This window comes from Leptolyngbya sp. 7M, from assembly GCF_018128485.1.
The window spans coordinates 6357158-6381848 of record NZ_CP070897.1; the positions used below are offsets into that span (position 1 = coordinate 6357158).

General features: G+C 49.9%; 27 protein-coding genes and 4 pseudogenes. 20 read left to right on the forward strand and 11 right to left on the reverse strand.

Annotated elements, in window-relative coordinates:
- Nucleotides 1–184 precede the first annotated feature (184 nt).
- The 3 genes from JVX88_RS33985 (at nt 185) to JVX88_RS33995 (ending at nt 2011) form a co-directional block, all read left to right on the forward strand.
- Nucleotides 185–490, forward strand: a complete 306-nt coding sequence (locus JVX88_RS33985) for a response regulator transcription factor (RefSeq protein WP_263975383.1) — start codon at nt 185–187, stop codon at nt 488–490.
- A 306-nt stretch (nt 491–796) separates the two neighbouring features.
- On the forward strand, nt 797–1465 hold the full coding sequence (locus tag JVX88_RS33990) for a hypothetical protein (protein WP_317134545.1): 669 nt from the start codon (nt 797–799) through the stop codon (nt 1463–1465).
- Nucleotides 1466–1498: 33 nt separating this feature from the next.
- Nucleotides 1499–2011: a PP2C family protein-serine/threonine phosphatase gene (locus JVX88_RS33995; RefSeq protein WP_211623140.1), complete on the forward strand. Its 513-nt coding sequence runs from the start codon at nt 1499–1501 to the stop codon at nt 2009–2011.
- Nucleotides 2012–2117: 106 nt separating this feature from the next.
- Here the strand turns inward: JVX88_RS33995 and JVX88_RS34000 are convergent, their stop codons facing one another.
- Nucleotides 2118–3236 (reverse strand): ATP-binding protein, encoded by a 1119-nt coding sequence (locus tag JVX88_RS34000; protein ID WP_263975384.1) that lies wholly within the window; start codon nt 3234–3236, stop codon nt 2118–2120.
- On the opposite strand from JVX88_RS34000, the gene JVX88_RS34005 reads away from it, so the two are divergent.
- Complete coding sequence (locus JVX88_RS34005; protein ID WP_211623142.1) at nt 3228–3758, forward strand: hypothetical protein; 531 nt, start codon at nt 3228–3230, stop codon at nt 3756–3758. The genes JVX88_RS34000 and JVX88_RS34005 overlap by 9 nt on opposite strands.
- Nucleotides 3759–3762: 4 nt before the next feature.
- On the opposite strand, the gene JVX88_RS34010 is transcribed toward JVX88_RS34005, so the two are convergent.
- Entirely contained in the window at nt 3763–4458 is a 696-nt protein-coding gene (locus JVX88_RS34010) for a S41 family peptidase (RefSeq protein WP_263975385.1), read from the reverse strand.
- Here JVX88_RS34010 and JVX88_RS34015 point away from each other — a divergent pair.
- From JVX88_RS34015 to JVX88_RS34030, 4 genes and pseudogenes are all read left to right on the forward strand, one after another.
- Nucleotides 4453–5184 carry a hypothetical protein gene (locus JVX88_RS34015; RefSeq protein WP_211623144.1) on the forward strand — a complete coding sequence of 244 codons (732 nt, stop codon included), beginning with the start codon at nt 4453–4455 and terminating at the stop codon, nt 5182–5184. The two genes, JVX88_RS34010 and JVX88_RS34015, sit on opposite strands and share 6 nt — an antisense overlap.
- Nucleotides 5185–5323: 139 nt before the next feature.
- A pseudogene (locus JVX88_RS34020) lies at nt 5324–5620 on the forward strand (ATP-dependent Clp protease proteolytic subunit); the annotation flags it as partial.
- Complete coding sequence (locus JVX88_RS34025; protein ID WP_263975386.1) at nt 5610–6074, forward strand: FecCD family ABC transporter permease; 465 nt, start codon at nt 5610–5612, stop codon at nt 6072–6074. The pseudogene JVX88_RS34020 and the gene JVX88_RS34025, both read left to right, overlap by 11 nt.
- Before the next feature lie 4 nt (nt 6075–6078).
- Complete coding sequence (locus JVX88_RS34030) at nt 6079–6834, forward strand: ABC transporter ATP-binding protein (protein ID WP_211623149.1); 756 nt, start codon at nt 6079–6081, stop codon at nt 6832–6834.
- On the opposite strand, the pseudogene JVX88_RS34035 reads toward JVX88_RS34030, so the two are convergent.
- Both JVX88_RS34035 and JVX88_RS34040 read right to left on the reverse strand, forming a co-directional pair.
- Nucleotides 6830–7384, reverse strand: a pseudogene (locus JVX88_RS34035) (DNA gyrase subunit A); the annotation flags it as partial. The gene JVX88_RS34030 and the pseudogene JVX88_RS34035 sit on opposite strands and share 5 nt — an antisense overlap.
- A gap of 185 nt (nt 7385–7569) precedes the next feature.
- Entirely contained in the window at nt 7570–8949 is a 1380-nt protein-coding gene (locus tag JVX88_RS34040; protein ID WP_211623151.1) for an ATP-binding protein, read from the reverse strand.
- On the opposite strand from JVX88_RS34040, the gene JVX88_RS34045 reads away from it, so the two are divergent.
- Nucleotides 8948–9121: a hypothetical protein gene (locus tag JVX88_RS34045; protein WP_211623154.1), complete on the forward strand. Its 174-nt coding sequence runs from the start codon at nt 8948–8950 to the stop codon at nt 9119–9121. The genes JVX88_RS34040 and JVX88_RS34045 overlap by 2 nt on opposite strands.
- 103 nt (nt 9122–9224) lie before the next feature.
- Here the strand turns inward: JVX88_RS34045 and JVX88_RS34050 are convergent, their stop codons facing one another.
- Nucleotides 9225–9581 (reverse strand): alpha-amylase family glycosyl hydrolase, encoded by a 357-nt coding sequence (locus JVX88_RS34050; RefSeq protein ID WP_211623156.1) that lies wholly within the window; start codon nt 9579–9581, stop codon nt 9225–9227.
- A gap of 298 nt (nt 9582–9879) precedes the next feature.
- Between JVX88_RS34050 and JVX88_RS34055 the strand changes: the two genes are divergently transcribed.
- Both JVX88_RS34055 and JVX88_RS34060 read left to right on the forward strand, forming a co-directional pair.
- Nucleotides 9880–10611 (forward strand): hypothetical protein, encoded by a 732-nt coding sequence (locus JVX88_RS34055; RefSeq protein ID WP_211623159.1) that lies wholly within the window; start codon nt 9880–9882, stop codon nt 10609–10611.
- 60 nt (nt 10612–10671) lie between these two features.
- Nucleotides 10672–11556: pseudogene (locus tag JVX88_RS34060) on the forward strand (asparagine synthase-related protein); the annotation flags it as partial.
- A gap of 63 nt (nt 11557–11619) precedes the next feature.
- Here JVX88_RS34060 and argJ read toward each other — a convergent pair.
- Complete coding sequence (gene argJ, locus JVX88_RS34065) at nt 11620–12624, reverse strand: bifunctional ornithine acetyltransferase/N-acetylglutamate synthase (protein WP_317134546.1); 1005 nt, start codon at nt 12622–12624, stop codon at nt 11620–11622.
- An 80-nt stretch (nt 12625–12704) separates the two neighbouring features.
- Nucleotides 12705–12872 carry a peptidylprolyl isomerase gene (locus tag JVX88_RS34070; RefSeq protein WP_211629020.1) on the reverse strand — a complete coding sequence of 56 codons (168 nt, stop codon included), beginning with the start codon at nt 12870–12872 and terminating at the stop codon, nt 12705–12707.
- Here JVX88_RS34070 and JVX88_RS34075 point away from each other — a divergent pair.
- The 5 genes from JVX88_RS34075 (at nt 12865) to dtd (ending at nt 16401) form a co-directional block, all read left to right on the forward strand.
- Nucleotides 12865–13050 carry a hypothetical protein gene (locus JVX88_RS34075; RefSeq protein WP_211629116.1) on the forward strand — a complete coding sequence of 62 codons (186 nt, stop codon included), beginning with the start codon at nt 12865–12867 and terminating at the stop codon, nt 13048–13050. The genes JVX88_RS34070 and JVX88_RS34075 overlap by 8 nt on opposite strands.
- A gap of 168 nt (nt 13051–13218) precedes the next feature.
- Nucleotides 13219–14067, forward strand: a complete 849-nt coding sequence (locus JVX88_RS34080) for a nitrate ABC transporter ATP-binding protein (protein ID WP_211623163.1) — start codon at nt 13219–13221, stop codon at nt 14065–14067.
- Between the two features lie 71 nt (nt 14068–14138).
- Nucleotides 14139–15341: a M10 family metallopeptidase gene (locus JVX88_RS34085; protein WP_211623165.1), complete on the forward strand. Its 1203-nt coding sequence runs from the start codon at nt 14139–14141 to the stop codon at nt 15339–15341.
- A 146-nt stretch (nt 15342–15487) separates the two neighbouring features.
- A complete protein-coding gene (locus JVX88_RS34090) occupies nt 15488–15895 on the forward strand; it encodes a Fur family transcriptional regulator (RefSeq protein ID WP_036005916.1) in 408 nt (135 codons plus the stop codon).
- A gap of 56 nt (nt 15896–15951) precedes the next feature.
- Nucleotides 15952–16401, forward strand: a complete 450-nt coding sequence (gene dtd / locus JVX88_RS34095) for a D-aminoacyl-tRNA deacylase (protein WP_211623175.1) — start codon at nt 15952–15954, stop codon at nt 16399–16401.
- Between the two features lie 44 nt (nt 16402–16445).
- Here dtd and JVX88_RS34100 read toward each other — a convergent pair whose 3' ends face one another.
- Both JVX88_RS34100 and JVX88_RS34105 read right to left on the reverse strand, forming a co-directional pair.
- Entirely contained in the window at nt 16446–17276 is an 831-nt protein-coding gene (locus tag JVX88_RS34100; protein WP_211623177.1) for a DUF4347 domain-containing protein, read from the reverse strand.
- A gap of 457 nt (nt 17277–17733) precedes the next feature.
- A complete protein-coding gene (locus JVX88_RS34105; RefSeq protein ID WP_225931276.1) occupies nt 17734–18918 on the reverse strand; it encodes a GTP-binding protein in 1185 nt (394 codons plus the stop codon).
- Between the two features lie 93 nt (nt 18919–19011).
- On the opposite strand from JVX88_RS34105, the gene JVX88_RS34110 reads away from it, so the two are divergent.
- Nucleotides 19012–20643: an IS4 family transposase gene (locus JVX88_RS34110; protein WP_211623179.1), complete on the forward strand. Its 1632-nt coding sequence runs from the start codon at nt 19012–19014 to the stop codon at nt 20641–20643.
- A 33-nt stretch (nt 20644–20676) separates the two neighbouring features.
- A complete protein-coding gene (locus tag JVX88_RS39950) occupies nt 20677–21441 on the forward strand; it encodes an MBL fold metallo-hydrolase (RefSeq protein WP_263975387.1) in 765 nt (254 codons plus the stop codon).
- A gap of 318 nt (nt 21442–21759) precedes the next feature.
- On the opposite strand, the gene JVX88_RS43580 is transcribed toward JVX88_RS39950, so the two are convergent.
- Nucleotides 21760–22305 (reverse strand): hypothetical protein, encoded by a 546-nt coding sequence (locus JVX88_RS43580; protein WP_263975388.1) that lies wholly within the window; start codon nt 22303–22305, stop codon nt 21760–21762.
- A 25-nt stretch (nt 22306–22330) separates the two neighbouring features.
- Nucleotides 22331–22558, reverse strand: a pseudogene (locus JVX88_RS39955) (potassium-transporting ATPase subunit KdpA); the annotation flags it as partial.
- A 674-nt stretch (nt 22559–23232) separates the two neighbouring features.
- On the opposite strand from JVX88_RS39955, the gene JVX88_RS34120 reads away from it, so the two are divergent.
- Nucleotides 23233–23460, forward strand: a complete 228-nt coding sequence (locus JVX88_RS34120) for a hypothetical protein (RefSeq protein WP_035997790.1) — start codon at nt 23233–23235, stop codon at nt 23458–23460.
- 311 nt (nt 23461–23771) lie between these two features.
- Nucleotides 23772–24464 (forward strand): hypothetical protein, encoded by a 693-nt coding sequence (locus JVX88_RS34125; RefSeq protein ID WP_211623182.1) that lies wholly within the window; start codon nt 23772–23774, stop codon nt 24462–24464.
- Nucleotides 24465–24691 lie beyond the last annotated feature (227 nt).

The following is a 24691-nucleotide window of genomic DNA, read 5'->3' on the forward strand; positions in this document are numbered from 1 at the left end:
AGCAGCCAACGCTGTATCGGATTGTGGAAATGCCACCTGAAAGGCTCGGTGAACTAGAATTGTAGAAGTTGAAAACAACAGAAATCCTGTGAGTGGATGTACAACTCCGAGAGGCAACGGTGACTTTAGGTGAATCGTCAGAAATTGCAGAATTAGTAGTATTGGCAAACTAAGCCTAGCTGACTTGAGCGCTCTGTGTCTGCATCTATCCACTCGGTTAGTCACCCTCACTGCCCAGCCGCAATTGACGCCCCGTTTGAATACGGCCTGTTTGACAGCGCGTCAGGCTGAAATTACTGAACTAGTTGCCCAGGGGTTGACTAATGCCGAAATTGGTGCAACCCTTTGCATTACAGAACGTTCCGTCAAGCAAGCCTTGAAACGCATGTTTCGCAAACTGGAGGTCTCATCCCGGGCGGAAATAGTGGCGCGGCTTTCAACTCATCTAGCTACTGCCGCTGATAACAAGTCACTGCTGTCGAATCCTTAGCAACATCTTGATCTGCTAATGTCAAGATGTTAACACTGTACACAGTGTTTGCCACAATAATATCTCTGTCCTAATCTCTGTCCTAACTGTCGTGGCGACGGCTAAGTAGGTGAGCATAATTAAACATAAAACCCAAAACCCTGTGCCGCCCGCTGCGCCGCCCGCGCAGGGTTTTGAATCTGGTTTTTAATTATGCCGAGGTACTTATAGATAAAAAAGTAGACAAAAAAATCCTCCAATTTAGGAGGATTCTAAATCAGATATAACCTTTGTTCTAACTCATAACGCTGGAAGGATTCCGAACAGGTGGTAGCTTCGCTGGTTGACCTGGGTGCTTTAGCTCCTGCCAACGATATGGGGCCGGTACGGCGCTCAGTGCAGTACATGCTCGATCACTTTATGGATAAGCCGTTTGAGGAGCAATCCGTCGCGGCGATTAGCGATGATCTCTACGAAATTGCGTTTGATCAGCCGTTTCGTTTCCCGGCTACATTTACCTTTGTGATGCGGGCCTTCTCTACCCTAGAAGGGGTCGGCAAAGGCTTAGATCCAGAATTTAACTTTATGGAGGTTGCAAGACCGTTTGCAATGCAGCTTATGACCAATGGCAATGGCTCACGCAATAGTATTTCGGAAGGATTGCTAGGTGAAATTGGCCGGCAGGCGGCGCAGGTCAGCACTACTGCCCTAGGACTGCCTCGTCGAATTGAAGATACGCTAGATAAGCTGGAGCGAGGCGATATTCGAGTCCGGGTGCGGTCCACCGAAACCGATCGCGTTCTGCGCCGAATCAGTGGGGTCAACATGGGGACAAACTACACCCTGTTGATCGGGACATTCACCTTATCTGCCACAATCTTATTGGTGAATCAATACATCTGGTTAGCTATACTGGCGGCTATAGCTGCTTTAATCTCAGCGATTGCTTTTATTCGGCTGCTGATTCGCCTTGATCGAGCGGATCGGATGTTTTAACATCACCCCCATCTGCGATGCCAGGGTCATGCTATGAAACGTTTATTCACGGGTCTGACCGATCCGGGACTTCTCCGCGCAGTAAATCAAGATGACTATTTTATCGATCCCAAGGGTCGATTCTTTATCGTGGCGGACGGCATGGGCGGACATGCAGGGGGTCAGGAAGCTAGCCGCATCGCAACGCAGGCCATTCAAACCTATCTCAACGAACATTGGGACTCAGACGAACCGTCCCAGTTGCTGCTAGAGAACGCCTTTTTGAAGGCCAACGTCGAGATTTTGCAAGACCAAAGCAAACACCCAGAGCGGGCCGATATGGGCACGACGGCTGTAGCTGTGATGTTTCGAGATGATCAGCCCTGGTGCGCCCACATTGGCGATTCGCGGCTCTATCGATTGCGGGGAGCCAAACTGCATCAAATTACCGAAGACCATACCTGGGTGGCTCGCGCCATGAAGTCAGGAGATTTGACGCCGGACCAAGCCCGAATTCATCCCTGGCGGCATATTTTGTCGAAATGTTGTGTAAGTACCTCGGCATAATTAAAAACCAGATTTAAACCCTGCGCCGCCCGCGCAGGGTTTTGGGTTTTATGTTTAATTATGCTCACCTACTTAGATGCTCAGTTGTAGATGCTCAGTTGTAAATTCAAAGATTTTTGCTTGGGGTGATTGTGTCTGAAGCTTCCACCCGTCCAGGCAACACAAGCGTAAACCTCGTTTGGCCGGGAGGGGTTGGATCTAGAGTGAGATCGCCGCTGTGGGCACGGGCGATTTCCCGCGATAGGCTGAGACCTAGGCCAATGCCTTCCACCTTGCGAGTACGGGCCGGATCGCCGCGATAGAAGCGATCAAAAATGCGCTCGCGATCGGGTAGGGGAATCGGCCTTGAAGCATTCGTGATCGTAATCTGAACATTAGTTCCCTGCTGGTGGCCTGCAATCCGAATCCAGCCGTTGGCGAGATTGTATTTAATCGCGTTGCTTATCAGGTTTTGCAGCAGTTGCGTCAATAAATCCAGATCGCCCCAAACAGCTAGGTCGGCGGGCAGGTGGGTTTGAACTTCGAGATGGGGCGCTGACAGTTCGATGTCTTCCACGATCACTGTCAGTAGAGTAGATAAATTGACTTCAACTTTGTGTAGGCTGATTTGGCCCGCATCGGCTAGCGATAGCAACAGCAGTTTGCGCACAATGCTATTCAAACGGCTGACTTCATCCAGCAGGGTACTAAGGCTTTGCTGCATGGGTGATCCGGGTTCGGTATGTTGCAGCGTATGCTCTAATTCTCCTTGCAAAATTGCCAACGGCGTTTTCAGTTCATGGGCGGCATCGGCGCTAAAGCGAGACGCTTGCTTAAAACTGCGGCTTAGGCGCTCTAGCATTTGGTTAAATACTTGAATCAATTCAACAAATTCGAGATCGCCAGTACCAATCGGCACCCGTTGATCGAGGCCAGTGACTGTCACCTGTTGAATGGCGCTGGTGAGTTTGCGAATTGGATGCAGTGCATTACCAGATAATCCCCAAGCCCCGCCTGCAATCAGTAACAGAATACCGGAAATCACCAGCACAAAAATACTCCGAATCGCCGCCATTTCCTGATCAATGGCTTGAAGGTTAATGGCAAGCACCGCCTGGGCTGGAGGAAAATCCACTGCTGCCACTCGCCAACTTCCGGTGGCCGTACGCTGCGTCATGACCTGTGGATCGGGTAGTGTGCCATCGGGTAAACGTTTGGAGGGCTGGTTGCCTTTGAGATGGCGCAACAGCTAACCCAAGCCGGTCAGTCAGTGGGTTTGCTTGCTATCCTCGATACTCCAGCCCCCTGTTATCAACCCTCGTTTTCTCAAAGCCTGAAGTTTCTGCTGGGCACAGCCCTCTGGTCAGGTCTGCCGTTTTTGCTGAACTACGGGGCCATTGTCACCCAACGCTGGCAGCCCCAAGCCTGGCTGTCTCGCTGGCAGTGGGCGGCGATCACTCGTTTACTTCCCCAATCTCGGCTCCGATTGTTGGATGAGTCTGCCATTGTACCAATGCTGCGAATTTTCTATGCCAATGCCCAAGCTGCCTACCGCTATGTGCCGCAGTATTACCCTCACCGGATTACTGTCTTCAAAGCTGCTGAATCCGTAGATAAACTGCAGTCCGATCCGATGCTTGGTTGGCAGTCCCTAGCGAACGATGTGCAACTGCATTCGGTGCCAGGAAATCATCTGTCCTTGCTGCAATCCCCCCATGTGCAAGTGCTGGCGGAAAAACTGGGGCAATGTCTGGCAGAAAACCCGTAGGCTTCTACTGACTGGCTTGCAGCGCCGTCTTAAGTGCCTGTTCTTTCTGGGGATCGGCTCCCGCCGCGTAAGGGAGAACAGCTGAAACTGAGATATCAGGGTTAACGCCTCGTCCTTCCAACCGTTGCGTTCCATCCAATAAAACATCTGCTACTGCCACATACAGAGCGCTTCCATCCGGCATCAGAAACGGACGACCGGCCACTACAGCACCGGCGGTTCTAGAACCCACAACTGGGCCAATGTTGTACTGCTGAAACGCATAGGCGAGAATTTCCTTGGCACTGCGGCTCTCTTCATTCACCAGCATCACAACCGGCTTATTCCAGTGCGATGGCGTTGTGGCCCGCAGGTTTTGCCGGGGGACAATATTGGTAACGCTCGGTCCCCGGCCTGTAAAGAAATTCAGCACTGTGGGTGAGGCTCCTCCCCAGCCGCCGCGTAAATCCAAAACAAAAGCATCCACATCCTTCAATCGCCCATAAAGTAACTCGTCCTCTAGCTGTTGCTGATACTGATCGCCCGCATAGGACCAGAGGTGCATATAGCCAATTCTGCGATCTTGTTGTTCAATCACCTCGGTGCTGGCAATCTGCGCGTCCAGAAACATCGTGGTGGCCTCAAACTGTTTGGGCGCAACGATCAGCGTTTGTATCCTGAGGATTTCAGTTCGTCGGCTCTTGCGGGAAAGACTGTGCACTATAAGGCAAAGATCAAATCGGTTGGTCGATCTGAGACGCCGGAATTGAATGACGACTGGGCCAGAAGTCTTGACGAGGGATATGAATCCCTTGCAGACCTTCGGAAGAAATTGAGAGCGGATCTTGAAACTTATGCCGAATCAGATGCCGATGCACGGCTGAGAAATAACGCGATCGCAAAATTGCTTGAACAGAACGAATTTGAGGTGCCTGAGGTCTTGATAAATAATCAGGCGCGAAATCTACTGAACGATTTCGCCCGTGATCTTCAGCAACGGGGCGTAGATCTTTCGAAGGTCGAGAATGATTTTGTCCAGGTCGCATTTCATCAGATGCGGACTCAGGCAGAGCGCGATGTTCGCGGAGCGATGCTATTAGATAAGATCGCTGAAGCTGAAAAGATCGAGGTGTCCGACGCAGAGGTTGAAGAAGAGATCACCAAAATGGCGGAGCTTTATAGAACGACGTCTGATGAAATAAAGGCGTCGCTCGAAAGGCAGGGCGGCAATGGCGCTATCGCTAACAATCTCCGTACACGAAAGGCCATCGAATCGATCATTCAAAAGGCAAAGATAACGGACGGCCCTTGGGTGGACGAATCAGCTCAGGATCCGTCAGCGGCCTCAGGCTCCGTTGAAAAGACAGAAAAGCCGAAGAGGACCCGGAAAACAACTGCGAAAAAGGCTTCAGCCAAAACCTCATCAGGGACCGAGGCTGGCAGCTAGATTCGTATTGAAATGGACAAACATTTTTGCTTGCATTTTTTTGAAAACAGGGTAGAATCTGCAATCGGCCATTTTTCAATGGTTTAACAGTACCCTGTTCAAGTTTTACTTAAGCTATATTTATTTTCTTGAGGAATTTATGGCACTTGTTCCTATGGTTGTTGAGCAAACGTCTCGTGGGGAGCGGGCGTTTGATATTTATTCGCGGCTGTTGAAAGACAGCATTATATTTATCGGAACTCCGATAGATGATCAGATAGCGAATTTGATCGTTGCCCAATTGCTTTTCCTGGAAGCGGAAGACCCAGAGCGGGACATCAATCTTTACATAAACTCTCCCGGCGGATCGATCACTGCCGGTATGGCCATCTATGACACGATGCAGTTCATCAAAAACGATGTAACTACGATCTGTGTTGGCCAATGTGCATCAATGGCTAACGGGTAGCGTATATGGACGCAACTGGGAGCATATTCAGGCGTTACTCCCGTGGCTGCTGGTGTTTTTGCCGCTGAGTTTTCTGCTGTCGCGGGATTTGAACACGTTAGCGTTGGGAGACGATATTGCCAAAGGCTTAGGCAGCAAAGTGGAGTGGCAGCGGGGATGGTTGCTGATTACCAGCGTCGCCTTAGCTGGAGCAACAGTAGCCACTGCGGGCACGATCGGTTTTGTGGGCCTGATGGCTCCCCATCTTTCGCGGCAGTTGGTGGGTGCTTCTCATGAAGGATTGCTGCCGGTCGCGGCCTTGGTGGGGGGATTGATTGTTGTCCTGGCCGGTTTGTTAGGCCGATCGCTGTTTGCCCCGATCGAACTGCCCTGCGGCGTGATTACGGCTGCCGTTGGTGCCCCCTATTTCCTCTATTTGCTCTATTCCAATCGCAATGCTTAATCCTATGAGTGTAACGATATCTTCCACTGAACCCGCCCTAACCACTCGTCAACTCACCCTGGCCTATGATAAGGCGATTGTGATCCGCGATTTGGATTTAATGATTCCAGCCGGACAGATTACGGCACTGGTTGGCCCGAATGGCTGCGGCAAATCCACCCTGTTGCGGGGACTAGCTCGCTTACTGAAGCCGCTGAAGGGAACGGTCTATCTCGATAGCGCCTCCATCTTCCGGCTCTCTACGAAGGAAGTCGCCAAGCAACTCGGAATTTTGCCCCAAAGCCCCACTGCACCCGAAGGGTTGACAGTCCGCGAACTGGTGGCCCAAGGCCGCTATCCTCACCAAAGCTGGCTGCAACAGTGGTCTGCCGAAGACGATCGGTTTTTGGAGCAAGCCCTCGCCATCACCAGCATGGTTGAGTTAGCCAATCGCCCCCTCGATACCCTCTCTGGCGGACAGCGACAGCGAGCCTGGATTGCCATGACCTTGGCCCAAAATACGCCAATTCTGCTGCTGGATGAACCAACCACGTTTTTGGATCTGGCGCATCAAATTGAGATTCTAGATTTGCTCTACGAATTAAATCAAACCGAAGGCCGCACGATTGTCATGGTGCTGCATGATTTGAATCAAGCTTGCCGCTATGCCGATCACTTAATTGCTGTGAAGAACGGTGGTGTATATGCTCAGGGTATTCCAACAAACATCATGACTGAAACAATGGTTCAAGAAGTATTTGGCGTCGAGAGCCGCATGTAGCCATGCCGACGGCAATTCCAGAAGAGCCGTTTAGCAGAAGCTGCGGGACACGGGCGGGTAGAACCAGAGGCTCTTGCTGCGAGCCATCAAAGTTGTCGGTGAAATCGACTGTGTCGGACTCGATATCTTGCAGAAGGGCGTTGTTGGTGAGAGCCTGCAAACGACACTCAGTATACCGCATTGCAGCAGGTGGATCGTTATCGATCGAGCCAAAGTTACCATGACCATTGATTAAGGGATGGCGCATCGAGAAGTCTTGGGCCATGCGGACCAGCGCGTCATAAACGGCGGTATCTCCGTGGGGATGATATTTACCCAGCACTTCCCCGACCACACGGGCGCATTTCCGGAAAGGACGGTCATGCATCAAGCCCAATTCATGCATAGCATAGAGAATACGCCGGTGAACTGGCTTAAGACCATCACGAGCATCTGGCAATGCCCGACCCACAATCACGCTCATGGCGTATTCCAGGTAGGAGCGGGACATCTCGTTGCGTAGATCAGTGGGGACAATCCGTTCCTGTATTGGCTCCTGGGAAAAGGTCATATCCTGCAAAAAACTCCAAATCTGTGCGATTCCAGCAGTGAATTCAAAAAATCAAGCAATCTTTGCTATTCTGACTCCTGGTAGTTGCCAAATATCGCGCTTTACCTCTAAAATTTTAGCGCATTTTGCCTATGAGTGAGATGCAGGATAACTATACAGCTAGTGCGATCTGCTGATGGAAATTCTTATCGATCCATATCGGCTTCTCGATCTACTTCTTCCTCTAACGTCTCCGGTTCTAGCCGATTCTCCTGACCAAAGCGTTTCTCGTACCAGTTCATCAGGGGCGTGGCGCTAATGCCGTGAATGATCACCGACAAAGTGACTGTGAAGAACGTGATCCAGCTCAGGGGTGAGGCAATTTCGTCAGGAATACCTTCGCTTAGAGCGTAGGTGAGGTAGTAGAGCGAACCGACGCCGCGAATCCCAAACCAGCCAAACAGTAGCCTAGTCGTAGGGCGCAGGTTGTCGCCAATCGTACTAATCCAGGTGGCAATCGGGCGAATCAGAAAAATCAGCGCTCCGGCGATCAGCAAGGTTTGTCCGCCGTAGGTAAAGACTGGCTCAATCCGCAGCATGGCTCCGACCAGCAAAATGGTTCCAACTTCCAACAAGCGTTCCATCAAGCCAGTGAAGTGAAGTTGAGAAGTTTTTTCCTCGTCCTTGTACGGCACCTTCGCATAGCCGATCCAGCCAGTCACGGGATAGGCCTTGCCCTCGTGCTCGAAGCCAGCGCGCAGTTTGTCGTGCGGCTTTCCATCTGGAAGGTTGATCGGACCGAGGACGATCCCCTTCTTGGGCTTGGGGTCCTCCAGTCTCAGCAAACTCGCCGGCATCGTGTCCACATCCAAGTCCCCCACAACTGTCATGTAGCCCTTCTGAGAGGGCTTCTTGTTGCTGTCCCGAAGTGTGATCTGCCAGTTGGAGGACTGAACCCCGAAGCGAGCTGCGAGCTGCCGGGAGAGTTCGGGCATGTCGGGAACGCGGCGATGGTTAAAATCGCGCAGAATGACCTTTGTACCCGATCTCTTCTGAACCGTTCCGTCAAGGGGGCCGGGCGGGGGTTGGTAGTCCGAATCGGTGTCCTGCTGGATCTTCTCCATCTCCAGGGTGAAGTGAGCAACCCTGTGGCCCTTCGCCGACCGGCCTTTCGCATCGACGCCGTCAACGACAGGCCCCCCTGCGCTGATGATCTCGACGATTTTGCAGACGCCGAACGGGGCGAGCTTGCCCACACCCTTCCGGCCCATGACTTTCCGCTTGAACTTCCTGGACACGTCCCCGCGCTTGGGATCTGCGCGCCTCTCGGCTCCTACGCGCAGGTAGAACGGGTTGACCTCCTCGGGGGACATTCCGCAGCCATCGTCTTCAACCACTATCTCCAGCCCCTTATCCTTGATCGTCCCGCCCTTCTTCTCTGCGAGGAGAGTGTCCATCGGGGCGGTGACGATCACCGACTCAGCATCGGCGTCGTAGCAGTTGGCGATCAACTCGGCGAGTACGGCGGAAACCCGGTCATACAGCTTGACGCCGAGCTTGTCCACGGTCAGACGCGAGATCGTCATGACGTATGGTGACTTGGTGCTAAGCTCTTGCGGCGATCCCACGGTCAGAGTGCTCCGGATTTGGACATGGAGTGTAGGGAAACCCGAGAAGGGCTGTCGAGACTTCCGCGGACCGGAGCATGCCGTGGCAAACGCTCCCCGCCGGCAAGGACAGCACGACAGTCGGGAGTGAAGTGCCGCAAAGGCGTCCAACTCGGTGATGGCAAGGCTGCGCATCCAATCACTCTCCTGAAGCGGTCTTGCTGTGGTACTCGCTTTCCTGCGACGCCGGGAGCTCAGATCGAGTACGTCCCCGTCCCGCCGCCATCTTTGTGGTTCAGCACCACATCAGCATACACTTCAATTCCAACGGCCTGCAAGGCTTTAATGGCGCTTAAATATTGCTCTCGCGTACCGTACTTGGTCCGCACCGAGCCTTTCTGGTCAAATTCTCCTAAATCAAACAAATCGTAGAGACCATAGCCCACATCGAAACTTCCTGCACTTCCTTTGCAGGCCGGCGGCAGCCACACCGCAGTGATTCCCACCTCGGCCAGCGCTTTGGCTCGGTCCTTGACGGTTTGCCAGTGGGTGCCGTCGTTGGAACTGTACCAATGAAAATCCTGCATGATGGTGCCGTTAAGGTCTGACATGGCGGCTTCCCTACCTGGTTGAGTACTATTCTTTCCTCACTATAAAACTGTTTAAACCGAACGAATGTAGCTTTTTGCGACGGCCAAGCGCCAGTAGTTTTCCTTAAACAGCTTAAGAAGTTAAATCTAAAAGTTTAAGTATAAATAATTACTTACTAATTTATTTAGTAAGTATTTGCGCGTAGAAAGTATTTCAAAGCTAAAACTCTGTAAAACATTTGACATCTTGGCTGAAAAGGAACCATCGTGATGGGAATGTTAGTTGGATGACGTATGTTTCTTAACCGAGGCAATCAGGATGAAAACTTCTTTGTTAACGGGACTGCTATCCCTTTCCCTTTCGGTGATTGGAAGCACTGTTCTAGGTTCAATCTCACCTGCACAAGCAGCCTCCCTGAGCTTTGATCAATCAAAATTAGAACGCTTTAACGATTCAACTCCGGTCAATTTCAACGTCACTCTAGACGATACAGTCGCCGGAGAAGGAGCGGTTCAATTTAAGGTCGATATTTCGCAAGGCTTTTTTGCAGATTTGCGAGGCATCTTTTTTCACATTAAAGACGAATCTTTGCTAGCGGATCTGAACATTACAGGGCCATCCTACATTACGCAGGTGGTCAAGAACGCGAACTCAGTTCTGGACTTAGGCGGCGGTGGCAACCTGAACGGTGGTGGCAGTGGTGGCAGTAAAGGCGGTGGTAAGCCCAAAACCAATTTAGATTTAGATGGTCAATCGACTAGCTTTACTTCGGGGACGGGCGGCTTCGATGTAGGGATTGAAATCGGCTCTCAAGGGGCAGGCAAGGACGATATTCGGTCCGCCAGTTTTGTAGTTTCCCATAAGCAGAAGAAACTTAGCCTCAGCGATTTTGCTGAAATCCTACCTATGCAGGAAGTGATTGTCGCAGAAACCCTTCGATTTTTAAGTACTTATCCTTGTGCGACCCACTTTTTAAATCACCCTGATCCTTATGGAGATATTAACCTTTTCTGTCAGTCTATTAAAATGTCTTCCCTTGAGAGAGCTTAGATTGCTGTAGGAATAGCATTGTGCGAATTCATTTTAACTCCTTCTTAACAAGGTGGAATTATGTTTTTAGTAGCAACTTCAATTTTAGAAAAACTTGAACAAACCGAAAGAATATTAGATCAAGATAATATATGTTCACACTTATTCAAATACAAAGCTGATTTCTATATAGATGGAAGTTGGCAATGTTTGTTCTATTCTAAGCCTAGTCAGTGTGGAGAGATAAACAATTTGTTAGTGGCTTTCTCTGGAAATATTTATGATGTAGAATCTCAAGATGAAAAAATACTTAATACTGCCATACTGCAAAGAATAGCATGTGCAGAAGATAACGCTATTATTGAAGCTTTGAATTGCACTTATGGGGATTTTAATGGACTAATTATTGATAAATTTTCTAAAGAGATAAGACTTTTGGGTAGTAGATCAGGATTACCTCCACTTTACTATTATCTTGGAAAGGAATTGTTTTTGATAACAGAAGAATTAGATCTTCTTCTCAGAATAGTTTCCGCTTGCAATGGAAGCTTGAGCTTAAACAAAAAATATGTAGGCACCTTTTTAGTTGGAATATGTGATGAAGAATTTGCTGTTGATCCAACAATTACTATTTATGACCAAGTTTATATTGTTCCACCAGCACACATTGTCTATTTGAGTGAGGGAACAAAGAGAATAAAAAGGTACTGGACCTACTGGAAAAGCAATTCCTTAGATAGAAGTAATATTGAAGAAAAACTTCGCCAACTTTTATTTCAAGCGGTTTCAGTGCGTATATCTACTCCTTTTTCTATAGGAGTTCGTTTAAGCGGAGGTTTAGATTCAGGATCTATTGCTTGCATTCTTGGAAAGATATTGCAAAACTCATTTTATTGTTACTCAAATGTTTTTGACTTTTCTAATTCTTTAAATGAGAAGTACTACGTGGAACAAATTTCGCGCCACATAAATGCGGCTGTTCGTTATATTCCTGCCGATCACTTATGGGCATTGAGAGATACTCCTAATTTATCTCGTAGACCTCAACCTGAACCTTATCAGGGATGGTTTTACCCAGTTTGGATCTCGTCCAAACACGGCAGCCTTAAACAGGGCCGAACCCGCAATTGTGCGGGCAATTTGACGTGCCGCGGCATCATCGCTCGTGCCAGAAACGCGGATTTCTAGCAGGCAGGTGGCTCCCTCGCCGTCGCGGGCAATTGCCTTTGCCATCCCCATACAAACCTCGGTCAGCATTGCTTCCAGTTTATCGGCCTCTGGACCGGGTTCGGTAATGGCCGGCGTGCGGGATTCCCCATTAGCAAGCGCAATCAGCGAATCGTTGGTGCTGGTATCGCCATCAACGGTGATTTGGTTAAAGCTTTTATCGGCGGCGCGACTCACCATTTGCTGCCAGAGGTGGGGGGAAATGGCCGCATCGCAGGTGACAAAGGCCAGCATCGTCGCCATGTTGGGATGGATCATGCCGGACCCTTTACAAATTCCACCAATCCGCACCGGGCGACCATCCATTGTGGTTTCTAGCGCAAAGGACTTGGTGACGAGATCGGTAGTAATGATCGCCTTGGCGGCAGCATCGGATCCGGTTGGAGAAGCAGCGGCTACCAGCTGGGGAATGCCCGTCCGCAGTTGGTCCATCTTGATGCGCTGCCCGATGACACCCGTTGAAGCCACCAACACCAGCTCTGGAGAAATGCCCAACTCGCGGGCCAGCAGTTCGGCGCTTTCGTTGGCATCGGCCCAACCCTGTGCTCCGGTTGCCGCATTTGCCTGTCCAGCATTACAGAGAATGGCACGCGCAACTGATTTGGCTTGTAAGCGTTGGCGACAGTAATCTACACAGGCTGCCTTCACTTGACTGGTGGTGAATACACCCGCTGCAATCGCATCCACATCCGACACAATCAGCGCTAGATCGGGTGCACCCGATGGTTTAAGACCAGCCGCAATCCCCGCTGCCCGATAGCCTTTGGGGGCCGTGACCCCGCCCGTAATCTCCTGCCAATCTGCCATTCTTTCACCTCTTTTGCGATAGCTTGATTCACCCAATCCGCGTTGTTTTTGTCCTGTTTGGATTTTTAAAAATGCGGCCTTTATTCTTCGATGGTTACCGATAGAATTTTGTCGCCAATCCGGATGGCTTGAACCACGGTAATATCTTCTGTTTTGCCAAAGGCGGCGTACTGGCCGTCCAGAAATGGGGTGGCATCGAGGGTGATAAAGAACTGACTGGTGGCGCTGTTAGGGTCAGAGGTGCGAATCGCGGCTCGTGAATTGGGATTGGCTGAACTGTCCTACAGTCGCGGTCCGATCCATTTGTTCGATGGAGTCACCTTCACAGCCGATGATCCGATTGCCTACCTCAATAGTCTGGCGATCAAGCACGACATTTACATGGCCGAAGTGCCTCTAAGTACCCCCATTGCCCGTTCTGCTTAAAGTGAAAAATTTTGAGTGCTGAGTTTTGAGTTTCTCAGTTATTCAAGGGTCGATCGAGTGCGAGCATCTTACCTGCTTTTAACTAAACTTCGCCCCTGTCCCTTCTACAGTCACTATTCCTAACTCAAAACTTAAAACTTGGCTTCCATTCCTCATTCTCTTCTAACCATGCAATCCTTAATGACTACTGCAACTCAAACTCAAACGTACCCACAGTCTACTAGTCAGCAACCTTTTTTAGTCGTTGACAACGTTTCCAAGATCTATGACTTACCGAAAGGTGATCAATATACCGTTCTGCAAAACGTCAACTTGACCGTTCAGAAAGGCGAGTTCATCTGCGTCATCGGTCACTCTGGTTGCGGTAAAACCACATTACTGAATATGGTCAGCGGTTTTTCTAGACCGACAATTGGCGAGGTGCGTTTACAGGGTCAACCGATCCAAAGCCCTGGTCCCGACCGGATGGTGGTGTTTCAAGGCTATGCGTTGCTGCCTTGGATGACCGTATTTGACAATGTATACTTGGGTGTCAACGCCGTGTACCCAGAAAAATCCAAAGCCGAGAAAAGCCAGATTGTAAAAGAACACCTGGCAATGGTGGGTTTGGCCGATGCTGTCGAGAAAAAACCACCGGAGATCTCGGGCGGGATGAAACAGCGGGTTGCCATTGCCCGTGCCCTCGCAATTCGACCTGAAGTATTGATTCTGGATGAACCCTTCGGTGCCTTGGACGCCATCACCAAAGAGGAACTACAAGAAGAACTGCTGAAGATCTGGAACCATAATCGCTGTACGGTGCTGATGATCACCCACGACATCGACGAAGCCCTATTCCTGGCCGATCGGTTAGTGATGATGACTAACGGACCCGCTGCCAACATTGGCGAAATTATGGAAATTCCGTTCAGCCGCCCCCGCGATCGCACCCGGATTATGGACACGCCAGAATACTACAAGCTGCGCAACCACGCACTCGACTTCCTCTATAACCGCTTTGCCCATGATGTGGATTAACGCTGAGATTTTTATGCTGAGTTTATTTCCCCAATCCGTAGTCCGAATTGCTCGAACCTTAAAAAAACTATATGAGTACGAATTCTGTTCAGGGTGCTTTACAGTCTGATGACTTGCTTTACCCCTATACTGATCCGTTAGAGCCAGAAAATAGCTACTACTACGACGATATTCTGCTAACGGGCGCGAAAGCTGGACAGAAAGTTACCATCACGCTGGAGTCACAGCAGTTTAGTCCCGAACTAGAACTACGCAGAGCTGACAATCTGAGTCGCTTGCTTCAGTTTCAAACAGGCCCGGAAGCAGCCCAACTTACGTTCACTGTGAAACCAGGAGTAGATTATCTTCTACGCGTTACCAGCGAGAACCCACAAGCAATAGGAGCATATACATTAAAAACTACCGCTGGTATTCTTGATCCTGTTCCGCAATATCAAGCAGAATCATTAGCTCAGCAAGGACGGTACAGGTGGCAGCCCCATCGCTTAGGCCAGCCGATCACCTTAACCTATAGCTTTATGGAGAAATTACCGTCCTACTACAAACCAAATCGCAAAGGACTGTGGGACGATACAACCAGTAACTTTAGGCCAATGACCCAGGTGCAAAGACAAGGGGTACGATTGGCGCTGCGAGCATGGGAAAAAGTCTCAGGCATCACATTTAAGGCCGTTCCCGATGACAACTCGGTTCAGCTTCGCTTTGGTACGGCCAAAGAACCAGGTATACTCGGTTGGGCCTACTTCCCAGACGCAGGCCCTCTGAGGAGAGGAGATACATGGTTGAACCATGTAAATGCTTCCAACCGCAAACCTCTGCCGGGATCCTATGGATTTTCTACAATTTTGCACGAAATCGGTCACGCGCTCGGACTCAGCCATCCCTTTGATCTGGAAGCCACGCTACCGCTAGCCAAACAAACAGTGCAATATACGGTGATGGCCTACAACAATCACCCGACTTTACCAGCGGATTACCAACCTCATACTCCGATGCTGTATGATATCCCAGCGATTCAGCAGCTTTATGGAAAGAACAACGAAACGGGCCAGGGCGACCCCGTTTACCAATGGAGATCTGATAAACCATTTATTGAAACCATTTACGACACGAGCGGCATAGATACCGTGAATGCTCGCAACCAGCAGCAAAATACATGGATTAATCTGAAGTCGGGGCAGTTTAGCTCAATTGGTGAGTTTCGCAATCAGCCAATTGCGCAGGGTGACATAAATCCGAGCTTGATAGGTTTGGGTCACGGTAATTTAGGCTGACTAGGCTGAACGTTATAGACCTCATTCTATGATGGAAGCAAGCGAATCGTGAGCCACGTGGCACCATCCCACGGCATCAGGCTGAGATAACTTCTGATCACCGGCTTGCCAACGATCCCCATGCCCAGCAGCCAGCAGGTTACTGTATGAAATCCCAACGGACTCGTAGTCAGGATCGAATCCTCAACTTACTCAAACGATTGGACCGTGCTATTTCGGCCCAAGATATTTATATGGAACTGCGCAACCGCAATGAAAGTATGGGGTTGGCTACGGTTTATCGCTCGCTTGAGGCGCTGAAGCTAGAAGGGGCAGTGCAGGTGCGGACCCTTGCTAATGGTGAGTCTCTCTACAGCACTATGCAGGAAGATCGTCATCACCTCACCTGCCTTCAGTGCGGCACTTCGATCCCCATCGATAAATGCCCAGTGCATGACTTAGAAGCGCAGTTGCACCAGTCCTATCAGTTCAAAATTTTTTACCACACATTAGAATTCTTTGGCCTTTGCACCAAATGCCAGCTCGCCCATCTCAGTGGGTCATCGGGTTCTTGATTAAACCCCTGATCTGCTGATAATGAAGAGTTGAAATTTTAAGGCGAATCTTGGCTATGCGTGTCGTGATCCAGCGAGTCACTGCTTCTCAAGTTACGGTTGGCGGCAAAGTGATTGGCAAAATTGGACGAGGCTTGAATTTGTTGGTCGGAATTGCTGAGACCGACACGGATGCAGAATTAGACTGGATGGCCAAAAAATGCCTGGAGTTGAGGCTGTTTCCTAGTGCTGAAGGCGACCGCTTCGATTATTCAGTTCAGGAAATCCAGGGTGAGCTGCTTGTGATCAGCCAGTTCACCTTATATGGAGATTGCCGCAAAGGCCGGCGGCCATCGTTTGATCGAGCAGCAGCTCCGCGCATTGCTGAAAAACGTTACGAAGAATTTGTGGCAAGGCTGCGTCAGAGTGGTCTAAAAGTCGAGACTGGTCAGTTTGGTGCCATGATGCAAGTCTCGATCGAGAATGACGGACCCGTAACCATTCTGCTGGAAAAAACGGCATCCTAGTCCTAGTCGCGTTTAGGCCAAGTTCAAGGTCAAACCAAATTCAATCAAGCTAACGGCTGATTGCAGCGCCGAGATGCTCGCTGTCTATTGAAGTCAAAGCCGAAGTTAGTTCCTGTAATGGGTGCAGGACTACCGTTAATCGTGAAGCTCCCGGCTGTGCCGACAGCAGTTGCGACTCCAGTTTGTGTACTAATGGCATACAATTGGACATTTCCGGCTGTATCTCTGGCAAGTCCATAAAGTTTGCCATTTTGTGGACGGAAATCGATACCAACTAGCGTTTGTTCTGCTGCTAGTCCCGTGATAGCCAGTGGCGATTGAGCTGCTCCAGGGTTAGAGGTATCAAAAGCAACTAGCGTATTGTTGCGCAGAGCATAACTAACGCTAAAGGTACCAGCATAATTCTGTTGCGCTTCAGCTGTAAACGCTAACGCCGCCGTTATGTTCCCCAAATGTTGATCCAGCTTCCACCAACCTTGTCCCACCGTCCGACTAGAGGCCGCAATACTAGCTCCAGTTAAACTACGCAGCATTTGCAAGAACCGGGTCCGACCCCGCTCTGCGACACGGCAACCATAGATTAAAATCTCAGGGCGGTCAGTAGCTTTGCCCCATTGTTGGAGGTTGGCTGCATAGTGCTTCAGGTTGGTTGAATTCAGCTGAGTATTGCCTAAGTACAAACAGTCGGGACTACCGTGGCTAACCAAGTGAATTTCCGCAACATCGCGGCGGTTCTGCAACGCTTCGCTAATTTGAATTACACCGTCCCGGTCTGGGTCCAATAGCACCACTTGGCTGCCCGGTTTGACGTGCTGCAACAGATATTGGTAATCACGGACTTGGCGATCAATAAAGACATAGGAACGCTTTTCCATCTGACTATTCCACTTGATGATTAGAATGGACAAACTGCAACTAAGCCTGCTTCAATCCACAGGGCTGCCTATGAGTAAATAAGTTACTTGTATTCAGTACGGAGCAGTATGCAAATCGGATTTGCAAATTTTGAAGAGGTAGGAAATTTCTAGAGTCCAGTTAAAGTAAAGCTCAACTTCCTATCTCATACCACGCTTCTGCTCAGTCGATATACCGAAGCAGACACATAGACGCAAATTAGAGGAAGATAGCGACTGTGATAACGACACACTTGCGATTGTGATAACGGCACACTTGGGTAATTTTAAGCTTATGGCAATCGCAACCTAAAGTGCATATAGCTGTCATTTATCACAAAGAGTAGTTCCCCATGAATAACGAATGACAGGTGCTTTGTGATAGTTCTAACATGATTAATTGCATCCACCCATCCACCCATCCACCCATCCACCCAAACTACTGGCCCTCTAACTCACGCCGCAATCGGTGGATTACAGTCTTAGCATCGACCTGTTGCAAAATTTCTTGAATCACGGTATCCGCGCCTTGGGGTCCCCAGGTACAGCCCTGCTCGAGATAGACCTGCGTGGCCTTACCCACTCGATAGGAGCCATAGCCCGCTAAGCTGGCTTGAGCCACCGCCGCACTGCTGTAGGCCATGATGCCAGAAAAGCTGTCAAATGCTGTAGCTACGGCTGCCGCGCTCTTGCCTGCCCCAAACAGCAAGCCACTTCCGACTTCACCTACGAGCAAACTTCCCGAACTCCACAAAATTGACCGCAGCAGTTTACCGGCTTCGTGGTTGGTGATGGGTAATCCGTAGAGTTTCGCCAGTTCCCGAATTAGCACCAAATCGGTAACGGCACCGCCTAGTAGATCAAGTCCGGCAATCGGATTGGCGGCGACTGCAATGGCTTTCCATTTAGCAAATTGCCAGATCAGGTTTTCTGCTTCGGCTCGATGGAGCTTCAAGGTTTTACGAGCCAAATTGGCCTCGGTTTCACGCGCTTGCCGTAGGGCGTTTAGGGCCAACAGCGATTTGCCTTCTCGATTCAAAATCTCTAATAATTTTTGCTTTAATTCATCAATCTGCGGGGGTGGCGCTTCCCACTCATGCGTGACGCGGCCATCTTCCCATTCAACTCGCACTTCCATTGGGGCTGGTTCGGCAGCTACCAACACAATATCCTCAGGAGCCAGCAGCGGGCGCTCAGACGAAAGCCGATCGGCAGCAAACAGCATTTCTAATTTGCGGTAAATGCTCTGGCGGTCCTGATCTGGATAGAGGTCAATTTTGTTAAATACCAGAATCAGCGGTTTACGAGCGGTTTGCAGTTGGCTCAATGCCTGATACTCTGTGCGAGTGATGTCTCCAGCTACCACAAACAGAATTAGATCAGCCTGTTCTGCTACTTCTCGCGCCATGCTCGCCCGACTCTCGCCACCCACTTCATCGAGTCCGGGAGTGTCAATTAGCTCAATCTGTACCTGCCCTTTTGCCGCCGACCAATACACCGAGCGGGGATATTGGGTGACACCATGCAACGGCCCAGTTTGCAAGATCTTTTGCCCCAACAAGGCATTGATGACCGCCGATTTACCACGACTGACCAGCCCAAACACCGCCTGGAAGGGTGACAACAGGGTACAAAGGTAGCTGCTATCGGAAGTACAGGCAGATGAGGTAGAAAAAAAGGGTCAAGGCTAATGCAGCCGACCCCTAATCTTAAAAAGATGCCGCAATTCTATCAAATTCATCTCAAAGCGCAATTGAGTCTGGCGCAATTCCTATTATTGTCCCTGCTTGTTCAGCTATTACAAAGTCTGCGAACGGTCAAACTCGAATCCCTTGCTGCCAAATTGCCCCTGCCGATTCTGGCTGAGAGCCGACGCCGCAAACTGCAACGCTTTTTGGATCTGCCGCAATTAAAACTGGAAACCCTGTGGTTTTCCATTTGGCAACAGTGGCTCGCTGAGTCAACTCCACAGCGGCAACGAATTTATCTTGCCCTTGACCGAACGCAGTGGAAAGCTATCAATTTGTTGACGGTAAGCTGGATTAAAGATGGACGAGCCATCCCCTTATACTGGGTGCTCCTGCCTCATCTAGGCAGCAGTAATTTCAAACAACAAAAATCGCTGCTTTTGAAGGTCTTGATTGAATTGAAAGCTTACGATGTGGTGGTGTTAGGCGACCGAGAGTTTTGTTCGGCAAAATTGGCTCGATGGCTGAAGCAGCAAGGAGTCTACTGTGCTTTGCGATTGCGTTGCAATGAGTACATTCAAACAACTGATGGGGTTTGGGTGCAATTAAATAATTTAGGATTAGCCCCTGGACTATCGCTTTATTTTGAAGGCATTAAAGTTACGAAAACGCATGGATTTGGCGACTGGAACTTAGCAGCTTATTGGCGCAGACCCTACCGAAAGCGCCGTGCCAAAGAAGGGTGGTTTGTGTTGACCAACCTGGACAGTTTTGGGCAAGCCATGAGTGCCTATCGTCAGAGAATGGGGATTGAACAGATGTTTCGAGATTGCAAAAGTGGCGGCTATCAGTTGGAGGATACTGGCTTGAAGGGCGAGCGATTGATGGGCTTACTGTTGCTGATGACTTTAGCGTATGGAGCAGCTAGTTTTGAGGGCAAAAAGCTGCGTCAACTCCAGCTTGACAAGTACATTGCTAGGTCAAAAGATGCCGCTGCTGCTTCCTTGCGACATAGCCATTTTTATGTCGGTTTGTATGCTTATGCTTGGGTGAATGTTGAGCAATCTTGCCAAACCACGGTGGAGACCTTGCTCAGTCTTTCGCCTGGAAAACGCTTGTTTTATCGGACCTTCGGCCGAATTGACGCTCTTGTCAACTCTGCGGGAGTTATCAAGTCAGGGAATATTGAAACGACCACGATGGACGAATGGAACAAGATGTTGGACATAAATCTGACATCCGTCTTTCGTCTGATGCAGAAATGCGTGCCCCATCTTGAGCAGACCGGCGGCTCAATAATTAATGTTTCGAGTGTTACCGGGCTTCGCTCATTTCCGGGAGTTCTCGCGTACTGCGTCTCAAAGGCTGCTGTTGATCAATTGACGCGCTGTGCGGCGCTCGAACTGGGTTCAAAGGGAATTCGGGTAAATGCCGTCAATCCGGGCGTGGTCGTTACAAACCTGCATAAGCGCGGCGGTATGAGCGATGAGGATTACGCGGCATTCATCGAGCACGCGCGGGATACACATCCGCTTGGCCGGGCGGGGCAGGCGGAAGAAGTCGCCGAATTGGTCTATTTCCTCGCCTCCGAAAAGGCAGAATGGATCACCGGCGTTACCTATTCTATTGATGGCGGGCGTGCGCAAACTTGCGCTCGTTGATACGTCCATTGCTTATATCCAGAGGAGATCGAGATGAAGCTCCGTTTGCTGCCAAGTTCGTTCGAAGCGGATGGGACCGCGTCCCCACGGCAGCATTCGACGTGTTTTGTTGTAGATTCGACCGTTGCTATCGATGCGGGCAGCCTTGCTAATGCGGCAGACGAAGCTATTCGAGCCGGTCTTAGAGACATAGTCCTAACGCACGCACATCTTGATCACATCGCCGGACTTCCATTGTTCATTGACGATCTGTTCTCAATTCTAGAAACGCCAGTCAGGGTTCACGCGATGCCGGAGGTTATCGAAATACTCGAACGTGACATTTTTAATTGGTCTGTTTATCCGAGATTTTCAGAGCTAAATAATGAACGTGGGCCGGTGATGGAATATGTTCCGCTCGGGAACGGTCATGAACATCATGTCGCACACTTAACCTTCCGTCCGATACCTGTTAACCATAAAGTTCCGTCGAACGGGTTTGCTTTTTCGGATGGGCGGTCGGTTGCCGTCATTTCCGGCGATACGGCAGAGATGGACGGTTTCTGGGAAATTGTAAATGGACTTGAACGACTTGATGCACTTTTGATCGAATGTGCATTTCCCGATCGCCTCGGCGATCTCGCCCTGATATCACATCATCTAACGCCTTCGCTCTTGGCGAAAGAACTTGCAGAAAATTCGACGCCTTCAGCCAGATTGAGATCGAAACTCGGCTTCGCACCCGATCGCTCTGCCAAGGTCACAATCGAGCGACCTTCCGGCGTTTCATCAAACACGCTAGCATTCAGCGCCGCCTGAGCTACTTCTTCCAGGGTATGGCCGTTGACCGGGATAAATTCAGCCGCTAAGCGGTTGCCCAACGTAATCGTGCCGGTCTTATCCAGAACCAGTGTATTGATGTCGCCACAGGCTTCTACAGCCCGTCCAGAGGTGGCAACTACATTGAACTGAGCCACCCGATCCATTCCAGCGATGCCGATGGCGCTCAGCAATCCTCCAATTGTGGTGGGAATCAGTGCGACTAGCAGCGAGATCATAATGGCAACGCTGGCTCCGTTTCTCAGATCCGCTCCGGCTTGTGCGCCAATGGTTTCCGTTAAAAAGCCAGCAATGTAGTTAGCCAGCGGTGGAATATTGGCTACCACAATTAGAAACACCAGCGTCAGTACGGCCGGCCAGCAGTACCGTTAGGGCAATTTCGTTGGGAGTTTTGGTGCGTTCTGCCCCTTCGACCAAGGCAATCATGCGGTCGATAAACCCCTGTCCTGGATCGGCTGTAATTCTAATTGTTAATTCATCGGACAGCAAGCGAGTTCCACCCGTAACTGAACTGGCAATATCCGTTCCTGGTTGTTTCAGAACCGGAGCCGATTCTCCAGTGATGGCCGATTCATCGACCGAACCCAGTCCGCTAATCACTTCACCATCCGCGGGAATCATATCTCCGGCAACCACTCTTACCTGATCGCCGCGACGCAGTTCAGTAGAGTTGATTTCTTGAATCGAGCCATTGGGCAGAATTTTCTTGGCAATCGTGTCGGTTCGGGTTGAGCGGAGCGCATCGGCTTGGGCCTTCCCTCGTCCTTCCGCAACCGCTTCGGCAAAGTTTGCGAAGACAATTGTGAAAAATAGATTGTTTGAGATTATTGGCAAAGATGCCATAGGTGGTGATCAGAGATGAGGGAATCGAAAGGATGGCAATGAGCTGGATTAAATTGGTTAGTCCGTTTGGGTTTTCCAATGGATGGGCAGAATTAATTCCAAAGAAACCGCCACCATTCTCACCTAGCTCTTTGATAATCTCGTAGTGAGCCACTGGACCGCGTGCGATCGCCTGACTAATTCCTGGATTTTCCAGCGTGGGAACCACAACTATCGAAAAGTTGCGAATTCGAGAGACAGGTGCGTCCGTCATAAACCTCAACGTAAGGGGAAGCAGAGTAGGTAGATTCAACCCCACAGCATCAGACCTGACTTATACCGGGGATCGCTGGGGATAACAGATAGCATCAATGCTTGCTTAAAACATTGTAATCCTTCCCTTCCCTCTGCGGATGGAACAAAGACTCTCTCAGGGCGGTTGGGCAAGCGGTTGAGGCATTTTGCCCTCTACACACAATCAAACCCATCTAGCCGAAGTGACAGCAATTAAAGCGATTTGGGGTTGAATAGGGTTTAATGGATTGCAGAGGTTCAGTCTGTCTCGGTGTTCTCAAGGCGTCGGATCTGCTTGATTAATTGAAGGCGCTGAGTGAAGCGTTGAGTGGCCTGAGTTGGCTCTAGTTGAGTTAGCTCTACTGGCCTGTTTAGGCTCTGGCGCTTGGTTGCAATTGGGTTGCAGCTTGGTCGCAGCTTACCCGCTCAGCATTTATGCTTACGGCTTCGATCGACAGTTTGCTCTAGTCTAGTACTTATTGCTAGTAAATTTACAGCATGAAAGTTAGAACGACCTTATCTCTCAGCCATAGTCCGGTCATGTTGCCTACGACAGATCCTACGCCCGCTCTACAATAGCTCCATACTTTGCTCCATACTTTACTGTCAGTGATTTGCTGGTAAAACCCCAATTTTGAATCATCCTAATCCTGTATGAATGACCCTAGTGTTGACTCTAAACCCCTGTCTGGCAAAGTTAGCGTCTCGATCCAAATTGACGCAGAGTTGCTAGAGCAAATTAGTCATCTAACAAGCGATCCCAGTAAGGTAATTGAAGTCGCAGTGCGGCAATGGCTGGGTGGCAGTCGCCGAGATGATGATTTGACGCGCACGATGCGCCGAAATCCTCCTGTTCCTCCCAAGGGAGAGTGGAATGATTAATGTGGATCGGTTGGATCGGTTTGGATGGCGCAACCTGCTTCGCTGATTGTGATTTACAATCTCAGCAATTTGGCTGGCTCCCGCTTCCGGTGGGAATGAATCGGAATATTTAGGTTAGCGCAACGTTGACTTGCCTTGGCTGGTCTGTCGGCTGGATCGATCTCAAGTCAACCTGGGAAAGTTCTCCAAATTTTACCCTGCTGTTTGTGGTTCTACTTGTGACTCTACACCGATGACTTCTTCCGGCGACCTTTCACTTTCATGGTTATTCTTCTAGCTATATTTTCGATCGCTGGTTTCTCAATCTCAATTTGGCGTTTTTCAGTCGCGAGTTGGGTGGAGCTAATATTCTGCTGGTTATTATTACGCTGATCGCGCTTTATGTATTTTGTCGTTCTGCGCCCAAGCGAGCTTGGCTGTTTGTGCTGCTGTTGATTGGCGTTACGTTTACGGTGTTAGCTGTACCAGATTTGATTTTGGGCGGGCGGCGTTCGCTGCGGATTCGCTATCTGTTTCCCTGCTTTTTCGGAATTCAGATCGCCTATGCCTATGTATTTGCGACGCAGGCGGTGTGGGCAAAAAACTGGCGGCAGCAGCTTTGGCGCGTGTTTATGGTGGTGTTAGTGGCCGGAGGATTAGCGGCCTGTATGGCCAGTTCCCAAGCCGTCGTTTGGTGGAATAAAAGTGTACCCCGCAGCAGCTACTATCCCCCGGTTGCTGAGCTGATCAATCAGGCAGCAAACCCGCTTGTAGTTAGCGATGGTCCAGTGACGGATACGCTGGCCTTTAGTGCGTGGCTAGAGCCGGATGTGAAGCTGCAATTAGTGGCTACCGAACCAAGAAAGCTGAAAATTGCGCCGGGTTACGATCCGGTTTATCTGCTCAATCCATCCGAGCAACTGCAAAAAATCCTGACACGGCGCGGCTACAAGCTGAGTGTGGCCTACGAAGATCGGGCAGACCCAACCGAAGTAGAAAACCGCCTGTGGCTGGCGAAGCAATAGGCAGCGGATTTATAAGTTTTTAATGTCGCCCTATGTTTACTTGCAAACGAGACGGATAAGTACCCATCTGGGTAATGCCGGCTATTGATCAAGTTGCTTAAAGTGAATACACCAGTCAGGAAATGCATTGAGTTACGGTGAATCGCTGCACGTTGTTATGACTATCATTTTCCTATCAACATAACATTGAATCAATGCATCAACCGCGCTTGAATTTCAATTTTGCA

What these genes read in the sequence shown, in the direction of transcription:
- JVX88_RS34100 (WP_211623177.1), bottom strand. Translation starts at nt 17,276, where the DNA reads ATGGAAAAGCGTTCCTATGTCTTTATTGATCGCCAAGTCCGTGATTAC.
- JVX88_RS43580 (WP_263975388.1), bottom strand. Translation starts at nt 22,305, where the DNA reads ATGGCATCTTTGCCAATAATCTCAAACAATCTATTTTTCACAATTGTC.
- JVX88_RS34055 (WP_211623159.1), top strand. Translation starts at nt 9,880, where the DNA reads ATGAAAACTTCTTTGTTAACGGGACTGCTATCCCTTTCCCTTTCGGTG.
- JVX88_RS39950 (WP_263975387.1), top strand. Translation starts at nt 20,677, where the DNA reads ATGAAGCTCCGTTTGCTGCCAAGTTCGTTCGAAGCGGATGGGACCGCG.
- JVX88_RS34050 (WP_211623156.1), bottom strand. Translation starts at nt 9,581, where the DNA reads ATGTCAGACCTTAACGGCACCATCATGCAGGATTTTCATTGGTACAGT.
- JVX88_RS34080 (WP_211623163.1), top strand. Translation starts at nt 13,219, where the DNA reads ATGCAATCCTTAATGACTACTGCAACTCAAACTCAAACGTACCCACAG.
- JVX88_RS34120 (WP_035997790.1), top strand. Translation starts at nt 23,233, where the DNA reads ATGAATGACCCTAGTGTTGACTCTAAACCCCTGTCTGGCAAAGTTAGC.
- argJ (WP_317134546.1), bottom strand. Translation starts at nt 12,624, where the DNA reads ATGGCAGATTGGCAGGAGATTACGGGCGGGGTCACGGCCCCCAAAGGC.
- dtd (WP_211623175.1), top strand. Translation starts at nt 15,952, where the DNA reads ATGCGTGTCGTGATCCAGCGAGTCACTGCTTCTCAAGTTACGGTTGGC.
- JVX88_RS33995 (WP_211623140.1), top strand. Translation starts at nt 1,499, where the DNA reads ATGAAACGTTTATTCACGGGTCTGACCGATCCGGGACTTCTCCGCGCA.
- JVX88_RS34040 (WP_211623151.1), bottom strand. Translation starts at nt 8,949, where the DNA reads ATGACGATCTCGCGTCTGACCGTGGACAAGCTCGGCGTCAAGCTGTAT.
- JVX88_RS34030 (WP_211623149.1), top strand. Translation starts at nt 6,079, where the DNA reads ATGAGTGTAACGATATCTTCCACTGAACCCGCCCTAACCACTCGTCAA.
- JVX88_RS34090 (WP_036005916.1), top strand. Translation starts at nt 15,488, where the DNA reads ATGAAATCCCAACGGACTCGTAGTCAGGATCGAATCCTCAACTTACTC.
- JVX88_RS34085 (WP_211623165.1), top strand. Translation starts at nt 14,139, where the DNA reads ATGAGTACGAATTCTGTTCAGGGTGCTTTACAGTCTGATGACTTGCTT.
- JVX88_RS34005 (WP_211623142.1), top strand. Translation starts at nt 3,228, where the DNA reads ATGGCGCAACAGCTAACCCAAGCCGGTCAGTCAGTGGGTTTGCTTGCT.
- JVX88_RS34045 (WP_211623154.1), top strand. Translation starts at nt 8,948, where the DNA reads ATGACGTATGGTGACTTGGTGCTAAGCTCTTGCGGCGATCCCACGGTC.
- JVX88_RS34110 (WP_211623179.1), top strand. Translation starts at nt 19,012, where the DNA reads ATGCCGCAATTCTATCAAATTCATCTCAAAGCGCAATTGAGTCTGGCG.